The 21357-nt window shown below is 63.3% G+C and carries 17 protein-coding genes; 15 read left to right on the top strand and 2 right to left on the bottom strand.

Translation table 11 applies throughout. The features are described 5' to 3' along the window. Window positions 1–2: 2 nt before the first annotated feature. The 10 genes from arcC to AACG97_RS05250 all read left to right on the top strand — a co-directional run bounded on the left by arcC (window position 3) and on the right by AACG97_RS05250 (window position 12163). A complete protein-coding gene (gene arcC / locus AACG97_RS05295; RefSeq protein ID WP_197886546.1) occupies window positions 3–932 on the top strand; it encodes a carbamate kinase in 930 nt (309 codons plus the stop codon). Window positions 933–988: 56 nt separating this feature from the next. Continuing rightward, the gene (locus AACG97_RS05290; RefSeq protein ID WP_197886545.1) at window positions 989–1357 is read left to right on the top strand and encodes a DUF5064 family protein; all 369 of its coding nucleotides are present in this window, start codon (window positions 989–991) and stop codon (window positions 1355–1357) included. A 518-nt stretch (window positions 1358–1875) separates the two neighbouring features. Next, window positions 1876–3384, top strand: a complete 1509-nt coding sequence (locus AACG97_RS05285) for a sigma-54-dependent transcriptional regulator (protein WP_047150239.1) — start codon at window positions 1876–1878, stop codon at window positions 3382–3384. Window positions 3385–3550: 166 nt separating this feature from the next. Continuing rightward, window positions 3551–4756: a sodium/glutamate symporter gene (gltS, locus tag AACG97_RS05280; RefSeq protein ID WP_197886590.1), complete on the top strand. Its 1206-nt coding sequence runs from the start codon at window positions 3551–3553 to the stop codon at window positions 4754–4756. 326 nt (window positions 4757–5082) lie between these two features. After that, window positions 5083–5466: a glycine cleavage system protein GcvH gene (gene gcvH, locus AACG97_RS05275; RefSeq protein ID WP_009687031.1), complete on the top strand. Its 384-nt coding sequence runs from the start codon at window positions 5083–5085 to the stop codon at window positions 5464–5466. A 10-nt stretch (window positions 5467–5476) separates the two neighbouring features. Next, window positions 5477–8332, top strand: coding sequence for an aminomethyl-transferring glycine dehydrogenase (gcvP, locus tag AACG97_RS05270; protein WP_197886589.1), 2856 nt, complete (start codon window positions 5477–5479; stop codon window positions 8330–8332). Window positions 8333–8488: 156 nt separating this feature from the next. Then, window positions 8489–9865, top strand: coding sequence for an L-serine ammonia-lyase (locus AACG97_RS05265; protein WP_225785870.1), 1377 nt, complete (start codon window positions 8489–8491; stop codon window positions 9863–9865). A 27-nt stretch (window positions 9866–9892) separates the two neighbouring features. Continuing rightward, window positions 9893–11014, top strand: coding sequence for a glycine cleavage system aminomethyltransferase GcvT (gcvT, locus tag AACG97_RS05260; RefSeq protein WP_225785871.1), 1122 nt, complete (start codon window positions 9893–9895; stop codon window positions 11012–11014). A 359-nt stretch (window positions 11015–11373) separates the two neighbouring features. Next, window positions 11374–11586, top strand: coding sequence for a cold-shock protein (locus AACG97_RS05255; RefSeq protein WP_003257941.1), 213 nt, complete (start codon window positions 11374–11376; stop codon window positions 11584–11586). 88 nt (window positions 11587–11674) lie between these two features. After that, on the top strand, window positions 11675–12163 hold the full coding sequence (locus tag AACG97_RS05250; RefSeq protein ID WP_029886776.1) for an RDD family protein: 489 nt from the start codon (window positions 11675–11677) through the stop codon (window positions 12161–12163). Window positions 12164–12377: 214 nt separating this feature from the next. On the opposite strand, the gene lptG is transcribed toward AACG97_RS05250, so the two are convergent. Next, entirely contained in the window at window positions 12378–13439 is a 1062-nt protein-coding gene (gene lptG, locus AACG97_RS05245) for an LPS export ABC transporter permease LptG (protein WP_029886777.1), read from the bottom strand. Beyond that, window positions 13432–14547, bottom strand: coding sequence for an LPS export ABC transporter permease LptF (gene lptF / locus AACG97_RS05240; RefSeq protein WP_029886778.1), 1116 nt, complete (start codon window positions 14545–14547; stop codon window positions 13432–13434). Before lptF ends, lptG begins: the two co-directional genes overlap by 8 nt. Window positions 14548–14848: 301 nt before the next feature. Here lptF and AACG97_RS05235 point away from each other — a divergent pair, with 301 nt between their 5' ends. The 5 genes from AACG97_RS05235 to rlmF all read left to right on the top strand — a co-directional run bounded on the left by AACG97_RS05235 (window position 14849) and on the right by rlmF (window position 21312). Continuing rightward, on the top strand, window positions 14849–16342 hold the full coding sequence (locus AACG97_RS05235; RefSeq protein WP_009687041.1) for a leucyl aminopeptidase: 1494 nt from the start codon (window positions 14849–14851) through the stop codon (window positions 16340–16342). A 50-nt stretch (window positions 16343–16392) separates the two neighbouring features. Further along, window positions 16393–16821, top strand: a complete 429-nt coding sequence (locus AACG97_RS05230) for a DNA polymerase III subunit chi (RefSeq protein ID WP_009687042.1) — start codon at window positions 16393–16395, stop codon at window positions 16819–16821. 5 nt (window positions 16822–16826) lie between these two features. After that, a complete protein-coding gene (locus AACG97_RS05225) occupies window positions 16827–17168 on the top strand; it encodes a hypothetical protein (protein WP_009687043.1) in 342 nt (113 codons plus the stop codon). 184 nt (window positions 17169–17352) lie between these two features. Further along, window positions 17353–20199 (top strand): valine--tRNA ligase, encoded by a 2847-nt coding sequence (locus AACG97_RS05220; RefSeq protein ID WP_009687044.1) that lies wholly within the window; start codon window positions 17353–17355, stop codon window positions 20197–20199. 162 nt (window positions 20200–20361) lie between these two features. Next, entirely contained in the window at window positions 20362–21312 is a 951-nt protein-coding gene (rlmF, locus tag AACG97_RS05215; protein ID WP_115293429.1) for a 23S rRNA (adenine(1618)-N(6))-methyltransferase RlmF, read from the top strand. Window positions 21313–21357 lie beyond the last annotated feature (45 nt).

Below are 21357 nucleotides of genomic sequence, written 5' to 3'. Positions count from 1 at the left end.
CCATGCGTATCGTTGTTGCATTGGGCGGCAACGCCCTGCTGCGCCGCGGCGAACCCATGACCGCTGACAACCAGCGTGCCAATATCCGCACCGCCGCCGAACAGATCGCCAAGATCCACCCCGGCAACGAGCTGGTCATTGCCCACGGTAACGGCCCGCAGGTCGGCCTGCTGTCGTTGCAGGGCCTTTCCTACAAACCGGACGAGGCTTACCCGCTGGACGTGCTGGGCGCCGAGACCGAGGGCATGATCGGCTATATGATCGAGCAGGAGCTGGGCAACCTGCTGGCCTTCGAAGTGCCGTTCGCGACCTTGCTGACCCAGGTTGAAGTCGACGCCAACGATCCGGCCTTCAAGGACCCGACCAAGTTCATCGGCCCGGTCTACAGCAAGGACGAGGCCGAGCGCCTGGGCAACGAGAAGGGCTGGGTGGTCAAGCCTGACGGCGACAAGTACCGACGCGTGGTGGCCAGCCCGAAACCCAAGCGCATCTTTGAAATCCGCCCGATCAAGTGGCTGCTGGAAAAGAGCAGCATCGTGATTTGCGCGGGCGGCGGCGGCATCCCCACTCTGTACGATGAAAACCACAAGCTCAAAGGGGTGGAGGCGGTCATCGACAAAGACCTGTGCTCGGCGCTGCTGGCAGAGCAACTGGAAGCCGACCTTCTGATCATCGCCACCGACGTGGATGCGGCGTACATTGACTGGGGTAAACCTACGCAGAAAGCCATCGCCCAAGCGCACCCCGACGAACTGCAGCGGCTGGGTTTTGCCGCGGGGTCCATGGGGCCGAAAGTGCAGGCCGCCTGTGATTTTGCCCGCCATACCGGCAAGGTGGCAGTGATCAGTTCGCTGGAAAACATCGAAGAAATTGTCAAAGGCACAGCCGGCACCCGTGTTTCGACCGCGAAGCCGGGGATCAGCTACCGTTGAATGCAGTGGGCGGGCCTGCGCGGCCCGTCATTTTCGACCTTCCCAAGGAGCTTTCCATGGCCCAGTACCACCCCGGTCATGTACACATCGAGCGCATTGCGCTGAACAAAGATGACCACAGCTATGACCTGAACATCGAATACGAGGCAGTGTCGGACCCCAAGGAAGGTAGAGGCATTCAGTTCCACATGCATGGCAGCATCGAAGGCAAGGCAGTCGATGAAGCGTTCTTCCTGCCCAAGGACCAGGCCCTGCCCAGCTTTCTCATGCTGCTGACGCGCAGGGCGCAAGCGTACCTGCCGTCGCCAAAGAAATTCGAAAACCTGAGTTCACCGCACAAGCTCTATGACCATATGTTCGCGGACATTCGCGAAAAACTGGCTGTGAAGTCGGGCGACCCGGTCAAGCCTGAACACCTGGAGTGATTTTCCCAAGTTTGGGGCTGCCTTGCAGCCCATCGCAGGCAAGCCAGCGCCCACTTCGATCGCATCGGCCTCAAGGCCTGTGCAGTACCTGTGGGAGATACTATGGTTCCTGGCAAGGGTAGCCGGAGCATCTTCAGCGCCTGTGAGATCGAGCGCCGCCCGCGCGGCGCAATCGCGAGCTGCGCTCGCTCCTACGTTTGTTTCGGGCCAGTAACGCCTGTGACAGGCGCGCGCGGCCGCCTTGTTTGTACGGCGCGATATTGAGGCATGCACCAAGGCGTTCGCGCGCAAATCGCACAGGAATAATTGGCCCGAAACAAACGTAGGAGCGAGCGCAGCTCGCGATGCGCCGCGCGGGCGGCGCTCGATCTCACAGGCGCTGCATATCTTGTGACAAACACCTATCAGCCCTGACGCGATCCCTGTGGGAGCTGGCTTGCCTGCGATGGGCCGCAAGGCGGCCCCGGCGATGTTGAGGCATACTACCGCCCTCCCCGGCCACCACCCTCTACGTTCCCATGCGCATCCACGTCAGCTTCATCGACCGCGTCGGCATCACTCAGGAAGTGCTAGCCCTGCTCGGTGCCCGCAACCTCAACCTGGACGCCGTGGAGATGGTCCCGCCGAACGTCTACATCGACGCCCCGACGCTCAGCCCCGCGGTGCTCGAAGAGCTGCACGACGCACTGTTCGAAGTGCACGGGGTTCAGTCGGTGGACGTGGTCGACATCCTTCCCGGGCAACGTCGGCACCTGCAACTGGATGCATTGCTGGCAGCGATGAGCGACCCGGTCCTGGCCGTGGACAGCGCCGGCAAGGTGTTGCTGGCCAACCCGGCGCTGATCGAGCTGTGCGGCCGCGAATCGGCCGGGCGCTCGGTGGGCGAGCTGTTCGGCGACGCCGGGCTGCTGCAGGCGCTTCTGGACAACAACTTCCACCTGCCCATGCGCGAGATGCAACTGAACGGCCACAGCCTGCTGCTCGATGCCATGCCCATTACCAACGCCGGTGGCCTGCTGACGCTTTACCCGCCATCGCGCATGGGCGAACGCCTGTCGGCCCTGCACCACGACCACGCCGAGGGCTTCGACGCCCTGCTGGGCGAGTCACCGGCCATCCGTACCCTCAAAGCACGCGCCATGCGCGTTGCCGCACTCGATGCGCCGCTGCTGGTGCATGGCGAAACCGGCACCGGCAAAGAGCTGGTGGCCCGCGCCTGCCATGCCATCAGCAGCCGCCAGGCGGCACCGTTCCTGGCGCTGAACTGCGCCGCCCTGCCCGAGAGCCTGGCCGAGAGCGAGCTGTTCGGCTACGCCCCCGGCGCCTTCACCGGCGCGCAACGCGGCGGCAAGCCGGGGCTGATGGAGCTGGCCAACCAGGGCACGGTGTTTCTGGATGAGATCGGCGAAATGTCACCGTACCTGCAGGCCAAGCTGCTGCGCTTCCTCAGTGACGGCAGCTTCCGCCGGGTGGGCGGCGACCGCGAAGTGAAGGTCGATGTGCGCATCATCAGCGCCACCCACCGCGACCTGGAGCGCATGGTGGCCGAAGGCAGCTTCCGCGAAGACCTGTTCTACCGCCTGAATGTGCTCAACCTGCAGGTACCGCCCCTGCGCGACCGCGGCCAGGACATCCTGATGCTGGCGCACTTCTTCATGCAGCAGGCCTGCACGCAGATCCAGCGCCCAGCCTGCCGGTTGACCCCGGCCACCCATTCGGCGCTGCTGGCCAACCCGTGGCCGGGCAACGTGCGCCAACTGCAGAACGTGATTTTCCGTGCGGCGGCCATCTGCGAAAGCAACCTGGTGGACATCGGTGACCTGGACATTGCCGGCACCTCGGTGGCGCGCGGGCAAGATGGCGAAGTGGCCAGCCTGGAGCAAGCCGTGGGCGATTTCGAGCGTGAGCTGCTGCAACGTCTGTACGCCAGCTACCCCTCCACCCGGCAACTGGCTGCGCGCTTGCACACTTCGCACACCGCCATTGCCCAGCGCCTGCGTAAATATGGAATACCCGGCAAAGGCTGATAGTCGTTGCAATAACCCGGTAGTTGTTCAGACCTTTCCTACGCGAGTGAAAGATACTCTCCCACATATGCCTCGTAGAATGATGACGGTGTATTGCCACTTGTCATCCCACTGATCCGCCCAAGTGCGGAGCGTGGTTCGCTACTGGATATAACGAGAGCACCTGATGTTTGAACTCGATTTTTACGGGACACTTGTAGCCGCCTCTCTCGTCCTGTTATTGGGGCGCGGGCTGGTTGCACGGATTGGTTTGTTGCGCGTCTACAATATTCCGGAACCCGTTGCCGGTGGCCTGGTCGTCGCCTTTGCCCTGCTGGCGTTGCGCAGTTTCGATGTGCAGGTGCAGTTCGATACCTCACTGCAAACACCCTTGATGCTGGCCTTCTTCGCCACCATCGGCTTGAGCGCAGACTTTGCCAGCCTGAAAAAAGGCGGGCGTGTGGTGGTGGTCTTCCTGCTGGTAGTCACCAGCCTGTTGCTGGTGCAGAACGCCATGGGCATCGGCCTGGCCTCGGCATTGGGGCTGGACCCATTGATGGGCCTGCTGGCCGGTTCGATCACCCTGTCCGGCGGCCACGGCACCGGCGCCGCCTGGGGCGCCACGTTCAGCGAAAAGTTCGGCCTGGCCTCGGCTGCGGAACTGGCGATGGCCTCGGCCACCTTCGGGCTGGTGCTGGGCGGCCTGATCGGCGGGCCGGTTGCCCGGCTGCTGATCAAGCGTGTGAAAACGCCGGGGGCCGAGGAGGAACTGCCGCAATTGCCCCAGGGTTTCGAGCGGCCTGACAAAGAGCGCCTGATAACATCGTTTTCATTTGTAGAAACACTGGCGCTGATTGCGGTAAGCCTGCTTGCCGGTTCTTTGCTCAATGGCGCACTCAAAGGAACTGCATTCGAACTGCCGACGTTTGTGTGTGTGCTGTTCGTGGGTGTATTGCTGCGCAATGGGCTATCCGCATTCGGCTTCTACCGTGTGTTCGAACGGGAAGTTTCGGTACTGGGCAATGTCAGCTTGTCGCTGTTCCTGGCCATTGCCTTGATGTCGCTCAAACTATGGGACCTGGCAGCGCTGGCCTTGCCGTTCTTCGCATTATTGGCCGCACAGACACTGGTCATGGCGCTGTTCGCAATTTTCGTGACGTTCCGGGTCATGGGTCGCAATTACGATGCTGCCGTATTGGCTGCCGGCCATTGCGGATTTGGCCTGGGGGCCACGCCCACTGCCATTGCCAACATGCAGGCAGTGACCCAGCGCTACGGCGCTTCGAACATTGCCTTTCTGGTGGTACCCATGGTGGGGGCATTCTTCATCGACATCATCAATGTCATCGTGATCAAACTCTATCTGGCACTGCCGCTGTTCATGGCAGGTTGATGCCTTTTACCGTACCTGTGGCGTCGCCCGACTAAAGAGTTGGCAGTAACGTGCCAAACAGACGCCGCGGCACTGTAACGCTTTGATTACAACGTATCGAAAACGCTACATGGGTGTGCGCATGCGGTTATACAAGGGTTTGATAGAGAAACGCTTTTTCACCCCGCGTGTAATGTAGCGTTTTCGTTCCACCGCCAAAAATCGAGCGCCTCAGTAAAAATTTAACTTATTGTTTTATAAGCCTTTTTTGAAATTGGCCGCATTATTGCTATGGGAATCCCAACCCAAGAGCGCGGGCACACCGCGCCCAACGCTGAGGATTCCGCATGAGCGAGTTGCGTTTCACCGAAGATCACGAATGGCTGCGCGTCGAAGCCGATGGCAGTGTCACCGTGGGCATCACCGCCTTCGCCCAGAACGCCCTTGGCGATGTGGTGTTCGTGCAACTGCCCGAGTTGCAGCAGTACGAGAAAGGCAGCGAAGCATCCACCGTCGAGTCGGTGAAAGCTGCCAGCGGCGTATACATGCCCCTGACCGGCGAGGTGGTTGCAGTCAACGCACAGCTCGACTCAAGCCCGGAGCTGGTCAACGAAGACCCCATGGGCGAAGGCTGGTTCTTCCGCTTCACCCCGGCCAACATCAGCGAAGTCAGCGCCCTGCTCGACCAGGACGCCTATGACCGCCTGATCAAAGCCAACGCTGAAGCCTGAGGACTGCGCCATGACCATCAACCTCAGCACCGCCAACGAATTCATCGCCCGGCACATCGGCCCGCGCACCGCCGACGAGCAGGCCATGCTCGCCGCCCTCGGTTTCGAATCGCTGGACGCCATGACCGCAGCGGTCATCCCCGACAGCATCAAGGGCACCAGCGTGCTCGGCGCGCACGACGGCCAGAGTGAAGCCGACGCGCTGGCAGCACTCAAGGCCATCGCCGGCAAGAACCAGCTGTTCAAGAGCTTCATCGGCCAGGGCTACTACAACACTCACACCCCGGCCCCCATTCTGCGCAACCTGCTGGAAAACCCGGCCTGGTACACCGCCTACACGCCCTACCAGCCGGAAATCTCCCAGGGCCGCCTGGAAGCGTTGCTGAACTTCCAGACCCTGATCAGCGACCTCACCGGCCTGCCGATCGCCAACGCTTCGCTGCTCGACGAAGCGACCGCCGCAGCCGAGGCCATGACCTTCTGCAAGCGCCTGTCGAAGAACAAGACCAGCCACAGCTTCTTCGCGTCGGTGCACTGCCACCCGCAAACCCTGGACGTACTGCGCACCCGCGCCGAACCGTTGGGCATCGACGTGGTGGTCGGCGACGAACGCGAGCTGGGCGATGCCAGTGCCTTCTTCGGCGCGCTGCTGCAATACCCGGCCAGCAATGGCGAGGTGTTCGACTACCGTGAAGTGGTGCAGCGCTTCCATGCCGCCAACGCGCTGGTCGCCGTGGCAGCCGACCTGCTGGCCCTGACCCTGCTGACCCCACCGGGTGAGTTCGATGCCGACGTGGCCATCGGCAGCGCCCAGCGTTTTGGCGTGCCCCTGGGCTTCGGCGGCCCACACGCGGCCTACTTCGCCACCCGTGACGCCTTCAAGCGCGACATGCCAGGCCGGCTGGTCGGCGTGTCGATCGATCGCTTCGGCAAGACCGCCCTGCGCCTGGCCATGCAAACCCGCGAGCAGCACATCCGCCGCGAGAAGGCCACCAGCAACATTTGCACCGCCCAGGTGCTGCTGGCCAATATCGCCAGCATGTACGCCGTGTACCACGGCCCGGCCGGCCTCAAGCGCATCGCCGAGCGCACCCATGCGCTGACCGCGGTTCTGGCAGCCGGCCTGGACCGCCTGGGTTTGCAAGTGGTCGGTGCAACAGCCTTCGACACCTTGACCCTGGCCACCGGCACCGCCACTGCCAGCCTGCATGAGCAGGCCCGCGCCCAAGGTATCAACCTGCGCCAGGTCGACGCCGCCCACCTGGGCCTGTCGCTGGACGAAACCAGCACCCAGTCTGACGTGCAGGCCCTGTGGCAACTGTTCGCTGGCAACCAGCCCCTGCCTGACTTCGCCGCGCTGGCCGCCAGCACCGGTTCGCTGCTGCCCGCGGCCCTGCTGCGCCAGTCGGCCATCCTCGAACACCCGGTATTCAACCGATACCACAGCGAAACCGAGCTGATGCGCTACCTGCGCCGCCTGGCCGACAAGGACCTGGCGCTGGACCGCAGCATGATCCCGCTGGGCTCCTGCACCATGAAGCTGAACGCAGCCAGCGAAATGATCCCAGTGACCTGGGCCGAGTTCGGCAACCTGCACCCCTTTGCGCCGGCCGAGCAAAGCCAGGGCTACCTGCAGATGACCACCGAGCTGGAAGCAATGTTGTGCGCTGCTACCGGCTATGATGCCGTGTCGCTGCAGCCCAACGCCGGCTCGCAGGGCGAGTACGCCGGGTTGCTGGCCATACGTGCCTACCACCGCAGCCGTGGCGAAAGCCACCGCGACATCTGCCTGATCCCCTCGTCGGCCCACGGCACCAACCCCGCTACCGCCAACATGGCCGGCATGCGTGTGGTGGTTACCGCCTGTGACGCCCGCGGCAACGTCGATGTCGAGGACCTGCGCGCCAAAGCCATCGAACACCGCGAGCGCCTGGCCGCGATCATGATCACCTACCCATCGACCCACGGCGTGTTCGAGGAAGCGATCGGCGAAATCTGCGCGATCATTCACGACAACGGTGGCCAGGTGTACATCGACGGCGCCAACATGAACGCCATGGTCGGCCTGTGCGCGCCGGGCAAGTTCGGCGGCGACGTGTCGCACCTGAACCTGCACAAGACCTTCTGCATTCCGCACGGTGGCGGCGGCCCGGGGGTGGGCCCGATTGGCGTCAAGTCGCACCTGGCGCCGTTCCTGCCCGGCCATGCGCAGTTGCAAAACACCCAGGGTGCGGTGTGCGCCGCGCCGTTCGGCAGCGCCAGCATTCTGCCGATCACCTGGATGTACATCCGCATGATGGGCGGTGCCGGCCTCAAGCGTGCGTCGCAGATGGCGATCCTCAACGCCAACTACATCGCCCGCCGCCTGGAAGAGCACTATCCTGTCCTGTATAGCGGCGGCAATGGCCTGGTAGCACACGAATGCATCCTCGATCTGCGCCCACTGAAGGACACCAGCGGCATCAGCGTCGACGACGTGGCCAAGCGCCTGATCGACTTCGGCTTCCACGCCCCGACCATGTCCTTCCCGGTGGCCGGCACGCTGATGATCGAACCGACCGAAAGCGAGTCCAAGGAAGAACTGGACCGCTTCTGCAACGCCATGATCCAGATCCGCGCAGAAATCCGCGCGGTCGAGGACGGTAGCCTGGACAAAGACGACAACCCGCTGAAAAACGCCCCGCATACCGCGGCCGAGCTGGTTGGCGAATGGGCGCACGGTTACAGCCGCGAGCAGGCGGTGTACCCGCTGCCTGGCCTGGTGGAAGGCAAGTACTGGCCACCGGTCGGCCGCGTCGACAACGTATTCGGCGACCGTAACCTGGTGTGCGCCTGCCCGTCGATCGAGAGCTATCAGGACGCCTGATCCGGCTCGCCGGCTCCCACAAGGGCTCCACTGCCTGCAAGGGTTGTGCTGCACCTGTAAGAAGCCTGCTCTCACAGGAACGTCGTACCTGTGGGCGCTGGCTTGCCGGCGATCGAGTGCGCAGCACTCGCCTTTTCTTTCTGGAGGGAACGAGCAATGGCTTTGAGCGTCTTCGACCTGTTCAAGATCGGCATCGGCCCCTCCAGTTCCCACACCGTCGGCCCGATGCGCGCCGCTGCGCGGTTTGCCGAAGGGCTGCGCCGTGATGGCCTGCTGGCCAAAACGGCCAGCGTCAAGGCCGAGCTGTATGGCTCGCTGGGTGCCACCGGCAAAGGCCACGGCAGTGACAAGGCCGTGTTGCTCGGCCTTGAAGGCGAACAGCCGGACACCCTCGATACCGACAGCATCCCCGCCCGCCTGCAGGCGATCCGCAGCAGTGGCAAGCTCAAGCTGCTGGGCGAGCACACCATTGCCTTCAATGAAAAGCAGCACCTGGCAATGATCCGCAAGCCACTGGAATACCACCCCAACGGCATGATCTTCCGCGCATTCGACAACGCCGGCCTTCAAATCCGCAGCCGCGAGTACTACTCGGTGGGCGGCGGCTTCGTGGTTGACGAAGCCGCCGCCGGCCACGACCGCATTGTCGAGGACAGCACCGCCCTGGCCTACCCGTTCACCACCGCCAAACAGCTGCTCGGCCACTGCACCACGCACAACCTGGCGGTCAGCCAGGTAATGCTGGCCAACGAGCAGGCCTGGCGCCCAGAGGCAGAAACCCGCGCCGGGCTGCTGCGCATCTGGCAAGTGATGCAGGACTGCGTCGAAGCCGGCTGCCAGCATGAGGGCATTCTGCCGGGTGGGCTCAAGGTCAGGCGCCGGGCACCGGCACTGTACCGCCAGCTCAGCCGGCACCCGGAGGCCAGCCTGCGCGATGCCCTGTCGGTACTGGACTGGGTGAACCTGTATGCGCTGGCTGTGAACGAGGAAAACGCCTATGGCGGGCGGGTGGTCACCGCGCCCACCAATGGCGCCGCCGGTATCGTCCCCGCGGTGCTGCACTACTACATGCGCTTCGTGCCCGGTGCCAGCGAAGACGGGGTGGTGCGTTTTCTGCTCACGGCTGCGGCCATCGGCATCCTGTACAAGGAAAACGCCTCCATCTCCGGTGCCGAGGTGGGCTGCCAGGGCGAAGTCGGGGTGGCCTGCTCGATGGCTGCAGGGGCGCTGTGCGAGGTGATGGGCGGCAGTGTGCAGCAAGTGGAGAACGCCGCCGAAATCGGCATGGAACACAACCTGGGACTGACCTGCGACCCCATTGGCGGGCTGGTCCAGGTGCCCTGCATCGAGCGCAACGCCATGGGCTCGGTAAAGGCGATCAATGCGGTGCGCATGGCCTTGCGCGGCGACGGGCAGCACTACGTGTCGCTCGACAAGGTCATCCGCACCATGCGCCAGACCGGCGCCGACATGAAAAGCAAATACAAAGAGACCGCCCGTGGCGGCCTGGCCGTCAACATCATCGAGTGTTGACCCACTAACGAAAGCAAGGAGTCACCGATGTCCGAAACACTGCTCAAGACCCCACTGCATGCCTTGCACCTGGAGCTGGGGGCGCGCATGGTGCCGTTCGCGGGCTATGACATGCCGGTGCAGTACCCGCTGGGCGTCCTCAAGGAGCACCTGCATACCCGTGAACAGGCCGGCCTGTTCGATGTGTCGCACATGGGCCAGATCATCCTGCACGGTGCCAACGCTGCCAAAGCCCTTGAAAGCCTGGTGCCGGTAGACATCATCGACCTGCCAGTGGGCATGCAGCGCTATGCCATGTTCACCGATGCGCAAGGCGGCATTCTTGACGACCTGATGGTCGCCAACCTGGGCGACGACAAGCTGTTCCTGGTAGTCAACGCGGCCTGCAAGGCGCAGGACCTGGCTCACCTGCAAGCGCAGATCGGCAACGCCTGCGACGTGCAGCCGCTGTTCGAGGCGCGTGCGCTGCTGGCCCTGCAGGGCCCGGCGGCAGCGCGTGTACTCGCGCGCCTGGCGCCGGAAGTGGCCAACATGACCTTCATGCAGTTGCGGGGGGTAAAACTGCTGGGCGAAGACTGCTTCGTCAGCCGCTCGGGCTACACCGGCGAAGATGGCTACGAGATCTCGGTGCCGGCCGGCGCCGCCGAAGCCTTGGCCCGCCGCCTGCTGGCCGAACCGGAAGTACAGCCGATCGGGCTGGGTGCCCGTGATTCGCTGCGCCTGGAAGCCGGCCTGTGCCTGTATGGCCACGACATGAACGGCGAAACCACCCCGGTCGAGGCCAGCTTGCTGTGGGCGGTTTCCAAGGTGCGCCGCGCCGACGGCCAGCGCGCGGGTGGGTTCCCGGGCGCCGAGGCCATCTTCACCCAGCAGCGCGACGGTGTGGCACGCAAACGCGTCGGCCTGTTGCCGCAAGAGCGCACGCCTGTACGCGAAGGCGCGGACATTGTCGATGCCAACGATAAACTGGTCGGCAAAGTGTGCAGCGGCGGTTTTGGCCCGACACTTGGGGCGCCCGTTGCAATGGGTTATATCGATAGTGAACATGCGGCAATCGACACCGCGCTATTTGCCGTGGTGCGTGGCAAGAAGGTGGCCTTGAAAGTCAGCAAAATGCCTTTCGTGGCGCAACGTTACTACCGTGGGTGAATCGGCATTGTGAAGGTGGCGGGCAGGCGTGACATATTCGTTTCCGAAACCTGCCCGGTAACTTTTGAACATGGCGCCAGGCCAGCCACCATGCCGTTTGCACGACGGTGATCGGTGCGTGAAAAAAGGCCCGTTTTTCTGCATGGCCGAGGGCTTGTTTTTCGCTCGGGAGTTGGCGTAGAGTCATTCCACTGTGTTTGCATGGGTCGCAATAGTTCGTGACCTGGGCCAGTAGCCAAGCGTTGCTACAACCCGTTCGACGTCTCTTACTTTCCTGCAACCCAGCCCAGTAATCTTTCGCTTACACAACGTGCGAAAGTAACTGTCATCAAAATTCGAGCTCCATAGGAAATAAGACAATGGCTGAACGTCAGAACGGTACCGTCAAGTGGTTCAATGACGAAAAAGGTTACGGTTTCATCACCCCAGAAAGCGGTCCGGATCTGTTCGTGCACTTCCGCGCAATCGAAGGCAACGGCTTCAAGAGCCTGAAAGAAGGCCAAAAGGTCACTTTCGAGGCCGTGCAGGGCCAGAAAGGCATGCAAGCGGACAAAGTCCAGGTTGCAGGCTAAGCCGAACCCGACTGCAAAAGCCCCTGCCAAGTGCAGGGGCTTTTTTTTGCCCGTAGAATAGCGGCTTCATCTTCTGGAGCCGTTTTGCATGTCCAAGCCTTTGCTCACACCCCAGGGTGATTTTCCGCCGGTCGGCCTGGGCCGACGCCTGGCGGCGATGTTCTACGACTTCCTGTTGTGCACCGCGCTGCTGATCGTGACCGCTGGGGCCTACAAGATGATCCAGATGGCGATCATTGGCGAAGCCCGCATGCGCGAGCTGACCGAGGCAGGCGCACTGGACGGCGACCCGTTGCTGTCCACGGTGCTGCTGTTCGCCTTGTTCGGCTTTTTCGCCAAGTTCTGGACCCACGGCGGGCAGACGCTGGGCATGCAGGTGTGGGGCGTACGGGTACAGAACGCAGATGGTTCGGCGATCAGCCTGTGGCAGGCACTGCTGCGCTTTGTGGTGTCGATCGCGTCGTGGTTGTGCCTGGGGCTGGGTTTCTTCTGGGCGCTGATCGACAAACGCAAGCGGGGCTGGCATGACATCTATTCCGAAAGCCAGCTGGTGCGTGTGCCGAAACAGAAGAAATAGAAAGCCCCAATGAAAAAGCCGACCTAGGGTTAGTGCCTGTCAGTTAAGTAATTTGGGGTCGCTTTGCGACCCTTCGCGGGCACGCCCGCTCCCACAGGGGATCGCGCATTTCTTGAGTTCAGCGCCAAACCTGTGGGAGAGGGCGTGCCCGCGAAGGGCTGCAAAGCAGCCCCAGTAAAGCTTAACAGACAAGCATTATCTCCAGCTCAAGCCATTACCCCGCCCGGCGCAGCAACCACACACCGGCCAGGGCACAAATGCCCGCCGGGATGACCACCGCCAGCAAGGGCGGGAAGCCGAACACCTGGCTCGAAGGCCCGAGCAGGTCCTGGCCGATGCGGAATACGAAGCCCACCAGCACGCCGGTGAACACCCGCTGGCCCAAGGTCACCGAGCGCAGCGGGCCGAAGATGAATGAAATGGCCATCAACACCAGTGCCGCAGTCACCATCGGCTGCAGGACCTTGGTCCAGAACGCCAGCCAGTAACGGGCGTTGTTCAGGCCCTGGTCGGACAGGTAGTGGATGTAGTCCCACAGGCCGGTGATCGACAGCGACTCCGGCGCCAGGATCACGGTGTTCAGCAGTTGCGGGGTCAGCGACACGTCCCAGCGCTCGGTGGGGGCCTTCACCACCTCGGTGTGGTCCCCGCGGAAGAAGGTCGTGCTGACGTCGCTGAGCAACCAGTGATCGTCGGTGTACTGGGCACGCCGGGCAAAGCTCGACGTCTGGATCTTGCGCTCGCTGTCGAAGCGGTAGCGGGTCACGCCGAGCAACAGGCCGTTGGGCTGTACGGCGTTGATGTGCACGAACTCCTCGCCCTGGCGATGCCACATGCCACGCTTGGAGCTCTGCGCCTCGCCCCCACCCTGGGCCAGCGAGCGGTCAGCCTGGGCCTTGTTCTCGGTGACCGGCGCCACGTATTCGCCAATCAGCAGGCCGACCAGCATCAGCACTAGCATGGGCTTCATCACCGCCCAGACGATACGCCCGATGGACACACCGGCCGCACGCATGATGGTCAGTTCGCTGCTGCTGGCCAGGCTGCCCAGGCCAATCAGGCAGCCGATCAGCGCAGCCATGGGCAGCATTTCGTACAGCCGCCGTGGCGCGGTGAGCAAGACGTAGTAACCGGCTTGCATCACCGTGTAGGTGTCGCTCAGGTCGCCCATCTCATCGATGAACGCGAACAACGAGGCCAGGCCGAGGATGATCCCCAGCACTGCCAGGATGGCCAGCAGCACGCTCTGGCCGATGTAGCGGTCGAGCTTAGCCATGGGCCACCTCCGCACGGCGGGCGGCACGCTTGAGGCGCAATGGCTCCCAGTACATCAGGCCAAGGCCGATGAGCAGGAACAGCCCGTGCACCCACCACATGCCCAAGGCAATCGGCAACTTGCCCTTCTCCAGGGCGCCACGTACGGAAATCAGCATTGTCAGGTAGGCCATGTACAGAAGAATTGCCGGCAGCAACTTGAGGAAGCGGCCCTGGCGCGGGTTGACCCGCGACAGCGGCACCGCCAGCAGGGTCACCACGAAGACCAGGATCGGCAACGACAGCCGCCATTGCAGTTCGGCGCGTTCGCGCAGGTCGGTCTTGCCGAACAGGTCGAGGGTCGGAATGGCCTCGCGCTCGGTCACTTCCTCGGCCACTTCCGGCTTGGGCAGCAACACGCCATAGGTGTCGTACTTGATGGCCCGGTAGTCGGCCTGGCCGGGGTTACCGTCGTAGCGGTAACCGTTTTCCAGCACCAGGTAACGGTTGCCATCGGCCTGGATCTCCTGGTGGCCCTTTTCCGCCACCAGCACCGACGGCGCACGGTCCTTGGTCTTGTCCTGATTGAAGCGTTTCTCGGAGATGAACACGCCACCGAGCTTGACGCGGTCGTCCGACAGTTGCTCGGTGTAGGTGACCCGCGAGCCGTCACGCAGCATCTGGAAACGGCCTGGCACCAAGGTGTCGAACTCGGTCAGGGTGTCCTGCTGGGCGATGATCTGCTGCACCTGGGCCACGCCCAGTGGCGCCAGGCTCAGGCTCAGCCAGGCCACCAGCAGCGCCACCAGTGCAGCCGGCGCCATGGTCATGCCCAGCAGGCGCTGCTGGCTCATGCCAGTGGCCGAGAGCACGGTCATTTCGCTTTCCAGGTACAGGCGGCCGTACGCCAGCAGAATGCCGAGGAACAGCCCCAAGGGCAGGATCAGCTGCAGGAAACCCGGCAGGCGGAAACCCATGATCAGGAACAATACGCCCGGGTCGAGCACGCCCTGGGCGGCCTGGGCCAGGTACTTGATGAAGCGCCCACTCATGATGATAACCAGCAGCACGGCGCTGACGGCGCTCAAGGTCACCAGGACCTCGCGGGACAGATAACGAAAGACGATCAAACCAGACACTCCTGGGTTGTCAGGGTGGACTGCCATGCAATGGCGCCAAACAATGACTTAGTACATCCAAGACCAATGCCGGTTCGCCAAAGGCGAACCTCCATGTAAAGTGCGCGCATTATCCTGTGATTGGCTGCGCCTGTCACTTGGCGGCGCGTGAAGGCGCATAACGGGGTTGTCAGCACGCGGGCGGCAGGCTCAAACTGGCAGCTTTTCCGCTGGCGCGCGACGACGCGGCCAGGCCCGTCCAGAGCGCTGCAATGTACAGCGCCATTTGTATCGATCATTCGGGGACCCTGACATGGAACTGGTTGTAAAAAGCGTAGCTGCTGCATCGGTAAAAACCGCCACCCTGGTCATTGCAGTCGGTGAAAATCGCAAGCTTGGCGCGGTGGCCAAGGCCGTCGACCAGGCCACCGAGGGTGCCATCAGCGCGGTACTCAAGCGCGGCGACCTGGCCGGCAAACCGGGCCAGACCTTGCTGCTGCACAACCTCCCGGGCCTCAAGGCCGAACGCGTCCTGCTGGTCGGCAGTGGCAAGGACGAAGCCCTGGGCGACCGCGCCTGGCGCAAGCTGGTCGCCAGCGTCGCCGGCGTGCTCAAGGGGCTCAACGGCGCCGATGCCGTGCTGGCCCTGGACGATATCGCCGTCAGCAACCGCGATGCCCATTACGGCAAGTACCGCCTGCTGGCCGAAACCCTGCAGGACGGCGAATACGTGTTCGACCGCTTCAAGAGCCAGAAGGTCGAGCCGCGCGCACTGAAAAAAGTCACCCTGCTGGCAGACAAGGCCGGCCAGGCCGACGTCGAGCGCGCGGTGAAGCACGCCAGCGCCATCGCCACCGGCATGGCGTTCACCCGCGACCTGGGCAATCTGCCACCGAACCTGTGCCACCCGAGCTTCCTTGCCGAGCAGGCCAAGGACCTAGGCAAGGCGCACAAGGCACTGAAGGTCGAAGTGCTCGACGAGAAGAAGATCAAGGACCTGGGCATGGGCGCCTTCTACGCCGTGGGCCAGGGCAGCGACCAGCCGCCACGCCTGATCGTGCTCAACTACCAGGGCGGCAAGAAGGCCGACAAGCCTTTCGTGCTGGTAGGTAAAGGCATCACTTTCGACACCGGCGGCATCAGCCTGAAACCCGGCGCCGGCATGGACGAAATGAAGTACGACATGTGCGGTGCCGCCAGCGTCATGGGCACCCTGCGTGCGGTGCTGGAACTGCAACTGCCCATCAACCTGGTCTGCCTGCTGGCCTGCGCCGAGAACATGCCAAGTGGCGGCGCCACCCGCCCGGGTGACATCGTCACCACCATGAGCGGCCAGACCGTGGAAATCCTCAACACCGACGCCGAAGGCCGCCTGGTGCTGTGCGATACCCTGACCTACGCCGAGCGTTTCAAGCCACAGGCGGTGATCGACGTCGCTACCCTGACAGGCGCCTGCATCGTCGCCCTGGGCAGCCATACCTCCGGCCTGATGGGCAACAACGACGACCTGGTCGGTCAATTGCTCGACGCGGGCAAGCGCGCAGACGACCGCGCCTGGCAACTGCCGCTGTTCGACGAGTACCAGGAACAACTGGACAGCCCGTTCGCCGACATGGGCAACATCGGCGGGCCGAAGGCCGGCACCATCACCGCAGGCTGCTTCCTGTCGCGTTTCGCCAAGGCGTATAACTGGGCGCACATGGACATCGCCGGTACGGCGTGGGTCAGCGGCGGCAAGGACAAGGGCGCCACGGGTCGCCCGGTGCCGCTGCTGACCCAGTACCTGCTGGACCGCGCTGGCGCCTGAGGCTATGACGCCGGTGGTGCCTGGCGCGCCACCGGCCGGCCATACCGACCATGAGCAAAGTCGACTTCTATATTCTGCCTACCGACTCGCTGTCGGCGCGGCTCGATTTCGCCTGCAAACTGTGTGAAAAGGCCTGGCGCCTTGGCCACCGGGTCTACCTGCATTGCCAGGATGCCGAGCAACGCGACGAACTGGACCTGCGCCTGTGGCGCTTCAAGGGCGAAGCCTTCGTGCCCCACGACCTGGCCGAGGTGCATGCCGACGCCGGCGTGGCCCTGGGCCTGGCGGAACACGCCGGTGACCATCACGACCTGCTGATCAACCTGGGCGCCAGCGTGCCGGGCTTTGTCGGCCAGTTCGAGCGGGTGGCGGAAATCGTCGTCGAGGCGCCCGACATTCGCCAATCGGCGCGAGAGCGATTCCGTTTCTACCGTGAACAGGGCTATGCTCTGCAAGACCACCGCTTACAGCGACTTTGACGACGATGGACAAGCACTCCCCCCTGCCCGACTCGGCTCACCTGCTCGACGACCTTGAGTCGATCCGCCAGTTGCTCGGCGATGCCGACCTGCAACCCCCCCTGCTGACCGAAACGGTCGAGCAACTTCCGTTGTTGCCGGACGCGCCGGTTACCGAAGCAGCTGCGCCCGAGGAAGACCCGCAGACGCGCCGCCAGGACACCCTGCTGCACCTGGAGAGTGAGCTGCGCGCCGCGGCGCAGATGATCATGCAGGACGTGATCAACGACTTTACCCCGCATATCGAGAATGAAATCAAGCGCCGGCTGGATGCGCGCATCGAGCGGTTGATCAAGCGTTCCGAGTAAAACCGCACATCGGTGTTGCCTGCTTCGCGGGCATGCCCGCTCCTACAGGGACCTCAACGCCTGTGGTGGGCTTGTTGCAGCAGGCAACACAGTTCCGACAGTTGTCAGCAGCTTGTCGCCTGCGGCCCCCAGCTTGGTTATACTTCCCGGCTTTCCCGAATAAATGCACAGGGTCCCGCCGCGCATGGATAAGACCTACCAGCCGCACGCCATCGAAACTTCCTGGTACAACACCTGGGAGTCCGAGAACTATTTCGCTCCACAAGGTGCAGGCGAGTCCTACACCATCATGATCCCGCCGCCGAACGTCACCGGCAGCCTGCACATGGGCCACGGTTTCAACAACGCGATCATGGATGCCCTGATCCGTTTCCGCCGCATGCAAGGCCGCGACACCCTGTGGCAGCCAGGCACCGACCACGCCGGTATCGCCACCCAGATGCTGGTCGAGCGCCAACTCGAGGCCAAGGGCCAGAACCGGCATGATCTGGGCCGCGAGAAGTTCCTGGAGAAGGTCTGGGAATGGAAGGATCAGTCCGGCGGCAATATCAGCCGGCAAATCCGCCGCCTGGGCTCGTCGGTCGACTGGAGCCGCGAGCGCTTCACCATGGACGACGGCCTGTCCGAAGCGGTCAAGGAAGCCTTCGTGCGCCTGCACGAAGATGGCCTGATCTACCGCGGCAAGCGCCTGGTCAACTGGGACACCAAGCTGCACACGGCCATCTCCGACCTCGAAGTGGAAAACCACGACGAAAAAGGCCACCTGTGGAATCTGCGCTACCCGCTGGCCGATGGCGCCAAGACCGCCGAAGGCGAGGGTTACCTGGTGGTTGCCACTACCCGCCCGGAAACCCTGCTGGGCGACGCCGCCGTGGCGGTCAACCCGAATGACGAACGCTACCAGGCACTGATCGGCAAGTACGTCGAGCTGCCGCTGGTGGGCCGCCGCATTCCGATCATCGCCGACGACTACTGCGACCCGGCGTTCGGCACCGGCTGCGTGAAGATCACCCCGGCCCACGACTTCAACGACTATGAAGTCGGCAAGCGGCACAACCTGCCGCTGCTGAACATCTTCGACAAGAATGCCGTCGTGCTGGCCAATGCCCAGGCCTTCAACCTCGACGGCAGCGTCAACGAGCAGGTCGACACCCAGTTGCCGGCGCAGTACGCCAACCTCGACCGCTTCGTGGCGCGCAAACAGATCGTGGCCGACCTGGACGCCCAGGGCCTGCTGGTCAGCATCGACGACCACGCCCTGAAAGTGCCGAAAGGCGACCGTTCCGGTACCGTGATCGAGCCCTGGCTGACCGACCAGTGGTACGTGTCCACCAAGCCGCTGGCAGAGCCTGCCATTGCTGCCGTGGAAGACGGCCGCATCCAGTTCGTGCCCAAACAGTACGAGAACATGTACTTCTCGTGGATGCGCGACATCCAGGACTGGTGCATCAGCCGCCAGCTGTGGTGGGGCCACCGCATTCCGGCGTGGTACGACGAGGCCGGCCAGGTCTACGTTGGCCGCAACGAACAGGAAGTGCGCGCCAAGCACCAACTGGGCGCCGACGTGGTGCTGCGCCAGGACGACGACGTGCTCGACACCTGGTTCAGCTCGGGCCTGTGGACCTTCTCTACCCTGGGCTGGCCGGAGCAGACCGAATTCCTCAAGAAGTTCCACTCCACCGACGTGCTGGTGACGGGCTTCGACATCATCTTCTTCTGGGTTGCGCGCATGATCATGCTGACCATGCACCTGATCAAGAACGAGGATGGCACCCCGCAGGTTCCGTTCAAGACCGTGTACGTGCACGGCCTGGTGCGTGATGGCCAGGGCCAGAAGATGTCCAAGTCCAAGGGCAACGTGCTGGACCCGCTGGACATCGTCGACGGCATCACCCTCGACGCCCTACTGGAAAAACGCACCAGCGGCATGATGCAGCCCAAGCTGGCCGAGAAAATCGCCAAGCAGACCAAGGCCGAATTCCCCGAAGGCATCGCCAGCTACGGCACCGACGCCTTGCGCTTCACCTTCTGCTCGCTGGCGTCCACAGGCCGCGACATCAAGTTCGACATGGGCCGCGTCGAAGGCTATCGCAACTTCTGCAACAAGATCTGGAACGCTGCCCGCTACGTGCTGGACAAGGGCGAGGATTGTGGCCAGAACGGCGAGGCCTATGAGCTGTCCCTGGCTGACCGCTGGATCATCTCGCAGCTGCAGCGCACCGAAGCCGAAGTGACCCGCCAGCTGGAGCAGTTCCGCTTCGACCTGGCCAGCCAGGCGCTGTACGAGTTCATCTGGAACCAGTACTGCGACTGGTACCTGGAGCTGTCCAAGCCTGTGCTGTGGGACGAAAATGCCCCGGTCGAGCGCGCCCGCGGCACCCGCCGCACCCTGGTGCGCGTGCTGGAAGTGGCGCTGCGCCTGGCACACCCGTTCATGCCGTTCATCACCGAGGAAATCTGGCAGCGCATCGCACCGCTGGCCGGTATCGAAGGCAAGACCATCATGCTGCAGCCATGGCCGGTGGCCAATGAAAGCCGCATCGATGCTGCCGCCGAAGGTGATATCGAATGGCTGAAAGAGCTGATGGTCGGCCTGCGCAACATCCGCGCCGAAATGAACATTGGCCCGGGCAAGCCGCTGCCACTGTTCCTGAAGAACGCCAACGCCGACGACCAGCGCCGCCTGCAAGAGAACGAAGCCTTGCTGAAGAAGCTGGCCAAGGTCGAATCGTTCACCGTGCTGAGCGATGCCGAAGAGGCACCGCTGTCGGCTACTGCGCTGGTGGGTGACCTGCAAGTGCTGGTACCGATGGCCGGGCTGATCGACAAGGATGCCGAGCTGGCGCGCCTGAACAAGGAAATTCAGCGCCTGCAGGGCGAAGTGGCACGCGTGGGTGGCAAGCTGTCCAACGCTGCCTTCGTCGACAAGGCCCCGCCTGCGGTGATCGAGAAGGAGCGCGCCAAGCTGGCCGAGTCCGAACAGGCCCTGGCCAACTTCACCGAGCAGCACGCGCGCATTGCAGCGCTGTGACAACCTGATAGACCGCTGGAGCCGCTGTGCGGCCCTTTCGCGACACAAGGCCGCCCCTACAGGACGGTGCCGGTTTCACAGGCGCCGCTATCCTTTAGGGGCGGCCTTGTGTCGCGATAGGGCTGCACAGCAGCCCCAAGGCCTGCAACACCGGACCCCGCCATGACCGACAAACCTACCCTGCACCCGCGCAACCGGCACCAGGGGCGCTACGACTTCCCCAGCCTGATCAAGGCCCACCCTGACCTGGCCCGCTTTACCATTACCAACCCCCACGGCAAACCCAGCATCGACTTCGCCAACCCCGAAGCCGTAAGGGTATTCAACCGTGCCCTGCTCAAGGCCCAATACGGCATCCAGCACTGGGATATCCCCGCCGACTACCTGTGCCCGCCCATTCCCGGCCGCGCCGACTACATCCACGTAGCCGCGGACTTGCTGGCCACGGACAACGCGGGGGAAATTCCCAAGGGCGCCCAGGTACGCGCGCTGGACATCGGCGTGGGTGCCAACTGCATTTACCCGCTGCTGGGCCACAGCGACTACCGCTGGCGCTTTCTCGGCTCGGATATCGACCCGGTAGCGCTGGCCTCGGCCAAGGCCATCGTCCAGGCCAACGGCCTGGGCAAGGCCATTGCCCTGCGCCAGCAGGCGAACCGGGGCCATATCCTCAGCGGTCTGTTGCAGCCAGAGGAGCGTTTCGACCTGACCCTGTGCAACCCACCCTTCCACGCCTCCCGCGACGAAGCCACCCGCGGTAGCCAACGCAAGTGGAAAAACCTGGGCAAGCAGGACCCCAAACGCAAGCTGCCGCTGCTGAACTTTGGTGGCCAGAACAATGAATTGTGGTGCGAGGGTGGCGAAATCCGCTTTGTCACCCAACTGGTGAGCGAAAGCGTGCAGTACGCCGGAAGCGTGTTGTGGTTCACCAGCCTGGTGTCAAAGGCCAGCAACCTGCCGGGCATAGAGGCTGCACTGAAGAAGGCCGGTGCCAAGGCCGTACGTGTCGTCGAAATGGGCCAGGGCCAGAAGCAGAGCCGCATGGTTGCCTGGAGCTTCCACGACGAAGCGGCACGCCAGGGCTGGTACGCCCAGGGCCGATCACAGGCATGAAAAAACCGCGCCCGGGCAAGCCGGGCGCGGTTTCGTCAAAGCAGC

The sequence above is a fragment of the Pseudomonas sp. Nvir genome, from assembly GCF_963778085.1.
In the GTDB taxonomy this organism is placed as follows: Bacteria; Pseudomonadota; Gammaproteobacteria; order Pseudomonadales; family Pseudomonadaceae; genus Aquipseudomonas; species Aquipseudomonas juntendi.
Note: the sequence above shows the minus strand (reverse complement) of the source record. Positions and strands in the feature narration are given on the sequence as shown.

What these genes read in the sequence shown, in the direction of transcription:
- arcC (WP_197886546.1), top strand. Translation starts at nt 3, where the DNA reads ATGCGTATCGTTGTTGCATTGGGCGGCAACGCCCTGCTGCGCCGCGGC.
- AACG97_RS05290 (WP_197886545.1), top strand. Translation starts at nt 989, where the DNA reads ATGGCCCAGTACCACCCCGGTCATGTACACATCGAGCGCATTGCGCTG.
- AACG97_RS05285 (WP_047150239.1), top strand. Translation starts at nt 1,876, where the DNA reads ATGCGCATCCACGTCAGCTTCATCGACCGCGTCGGCATCACTCAGGAA.
- gltS (WP_197886590.1), top strand. Translation starts at nt 3,551, where the DNA reads ATGTTTGAACTCGATTTTTACGGGACACTTGTAGCCGCCTCTCTCGTC.
- gcvH (WP_009687031.1), top strand. Translation starts at nt 5,083, where the DNA reads ATGAGCGAGTTGCGTTTCACCGAAGATCACGAATGGCTGCGCGTCGAA.
- gcvP (WP_197886589.1), top strand. Translation starts at nt 5,477, where the DNA reads ATGACCATCAACCTCAGCACCGCCAACGAATTCATCGCCCGGCACATC.
- AACG97_RS05265 (WP_225785870.1), top strand. Translation starts at nt 8,489, where the DNA reads ATGGCTTTGAGCGTCTTCGACCTGTTCAAGATCGGCATCGGCCCCTCC.
- gcvT (WP_225785871.1), top strand. Translation starts at nt 9,893, where the DNA reads ATGTCCGAAACACTGCTCAAGACCCCACTGCATGCCTTGCACCTGGAG.
- AACG97_RS05255 (WP_003257941.1), top strand. Translation starts at nt 11,374, where the DNA reads ATGGCTGAACGTCAGAACGGTACCGTCAAGTGGTTCAATGACGAAAAA.
- AACG97_RS05250 (WP_029886776.1), top strand. Translation starts at nt 11,675, where the DNA reads ATGTCCAAGCCTTTGCTCACACCCCAGGGTGATTTTCCGCCGGTCGGC.
- lptG (WP_029886777.1), bottom strand. Translation starts at nt 13,439, where the DNA reads ATGGCTAAGCTCGACCGCTACATCGGCCAGAGCGTGCTGCTGGCCATC.
- AACG97_RS05235 (WP_009687041.1), top strand. Translation starts at nt 14,849, where the DNA reads ATGGAACTGGTTGTAAAAAGCGTAGCTGCTGCATCGGTAAAAACCGCC.
- AACG97_RS05230 (WP_009687042.1), top strand. Translation starts at nt 16,393, where the DNA reads ATGAGCAAAGTCGACTTCTATATTCTGCCTACCGACTCGCTGTCGGCG.
- AACG97_RS05225 (WP_009687043.1), top strand. Translation starts at nt 16,827, where the DNA reads ATGGACAAGCACTCCCCCCTGCCCGACTCGGCTCACCTGCTCGACGAC.
- AACG97_RS05220 (WP_009687044.1), top strand. Translation starts at nt 17,353, where the DNA reads ATGGATAAGACCTACCAGCCGCACGCCATCGAAACTTCCTGGTACAAC.
- rlmF (WP_115293429.1), top strand. Translation starts at nt 20,362, where the DNA reads ATGACCGACAAACCTACCCTGCACCCGCGCAACCGGCACCAGGGGCGC.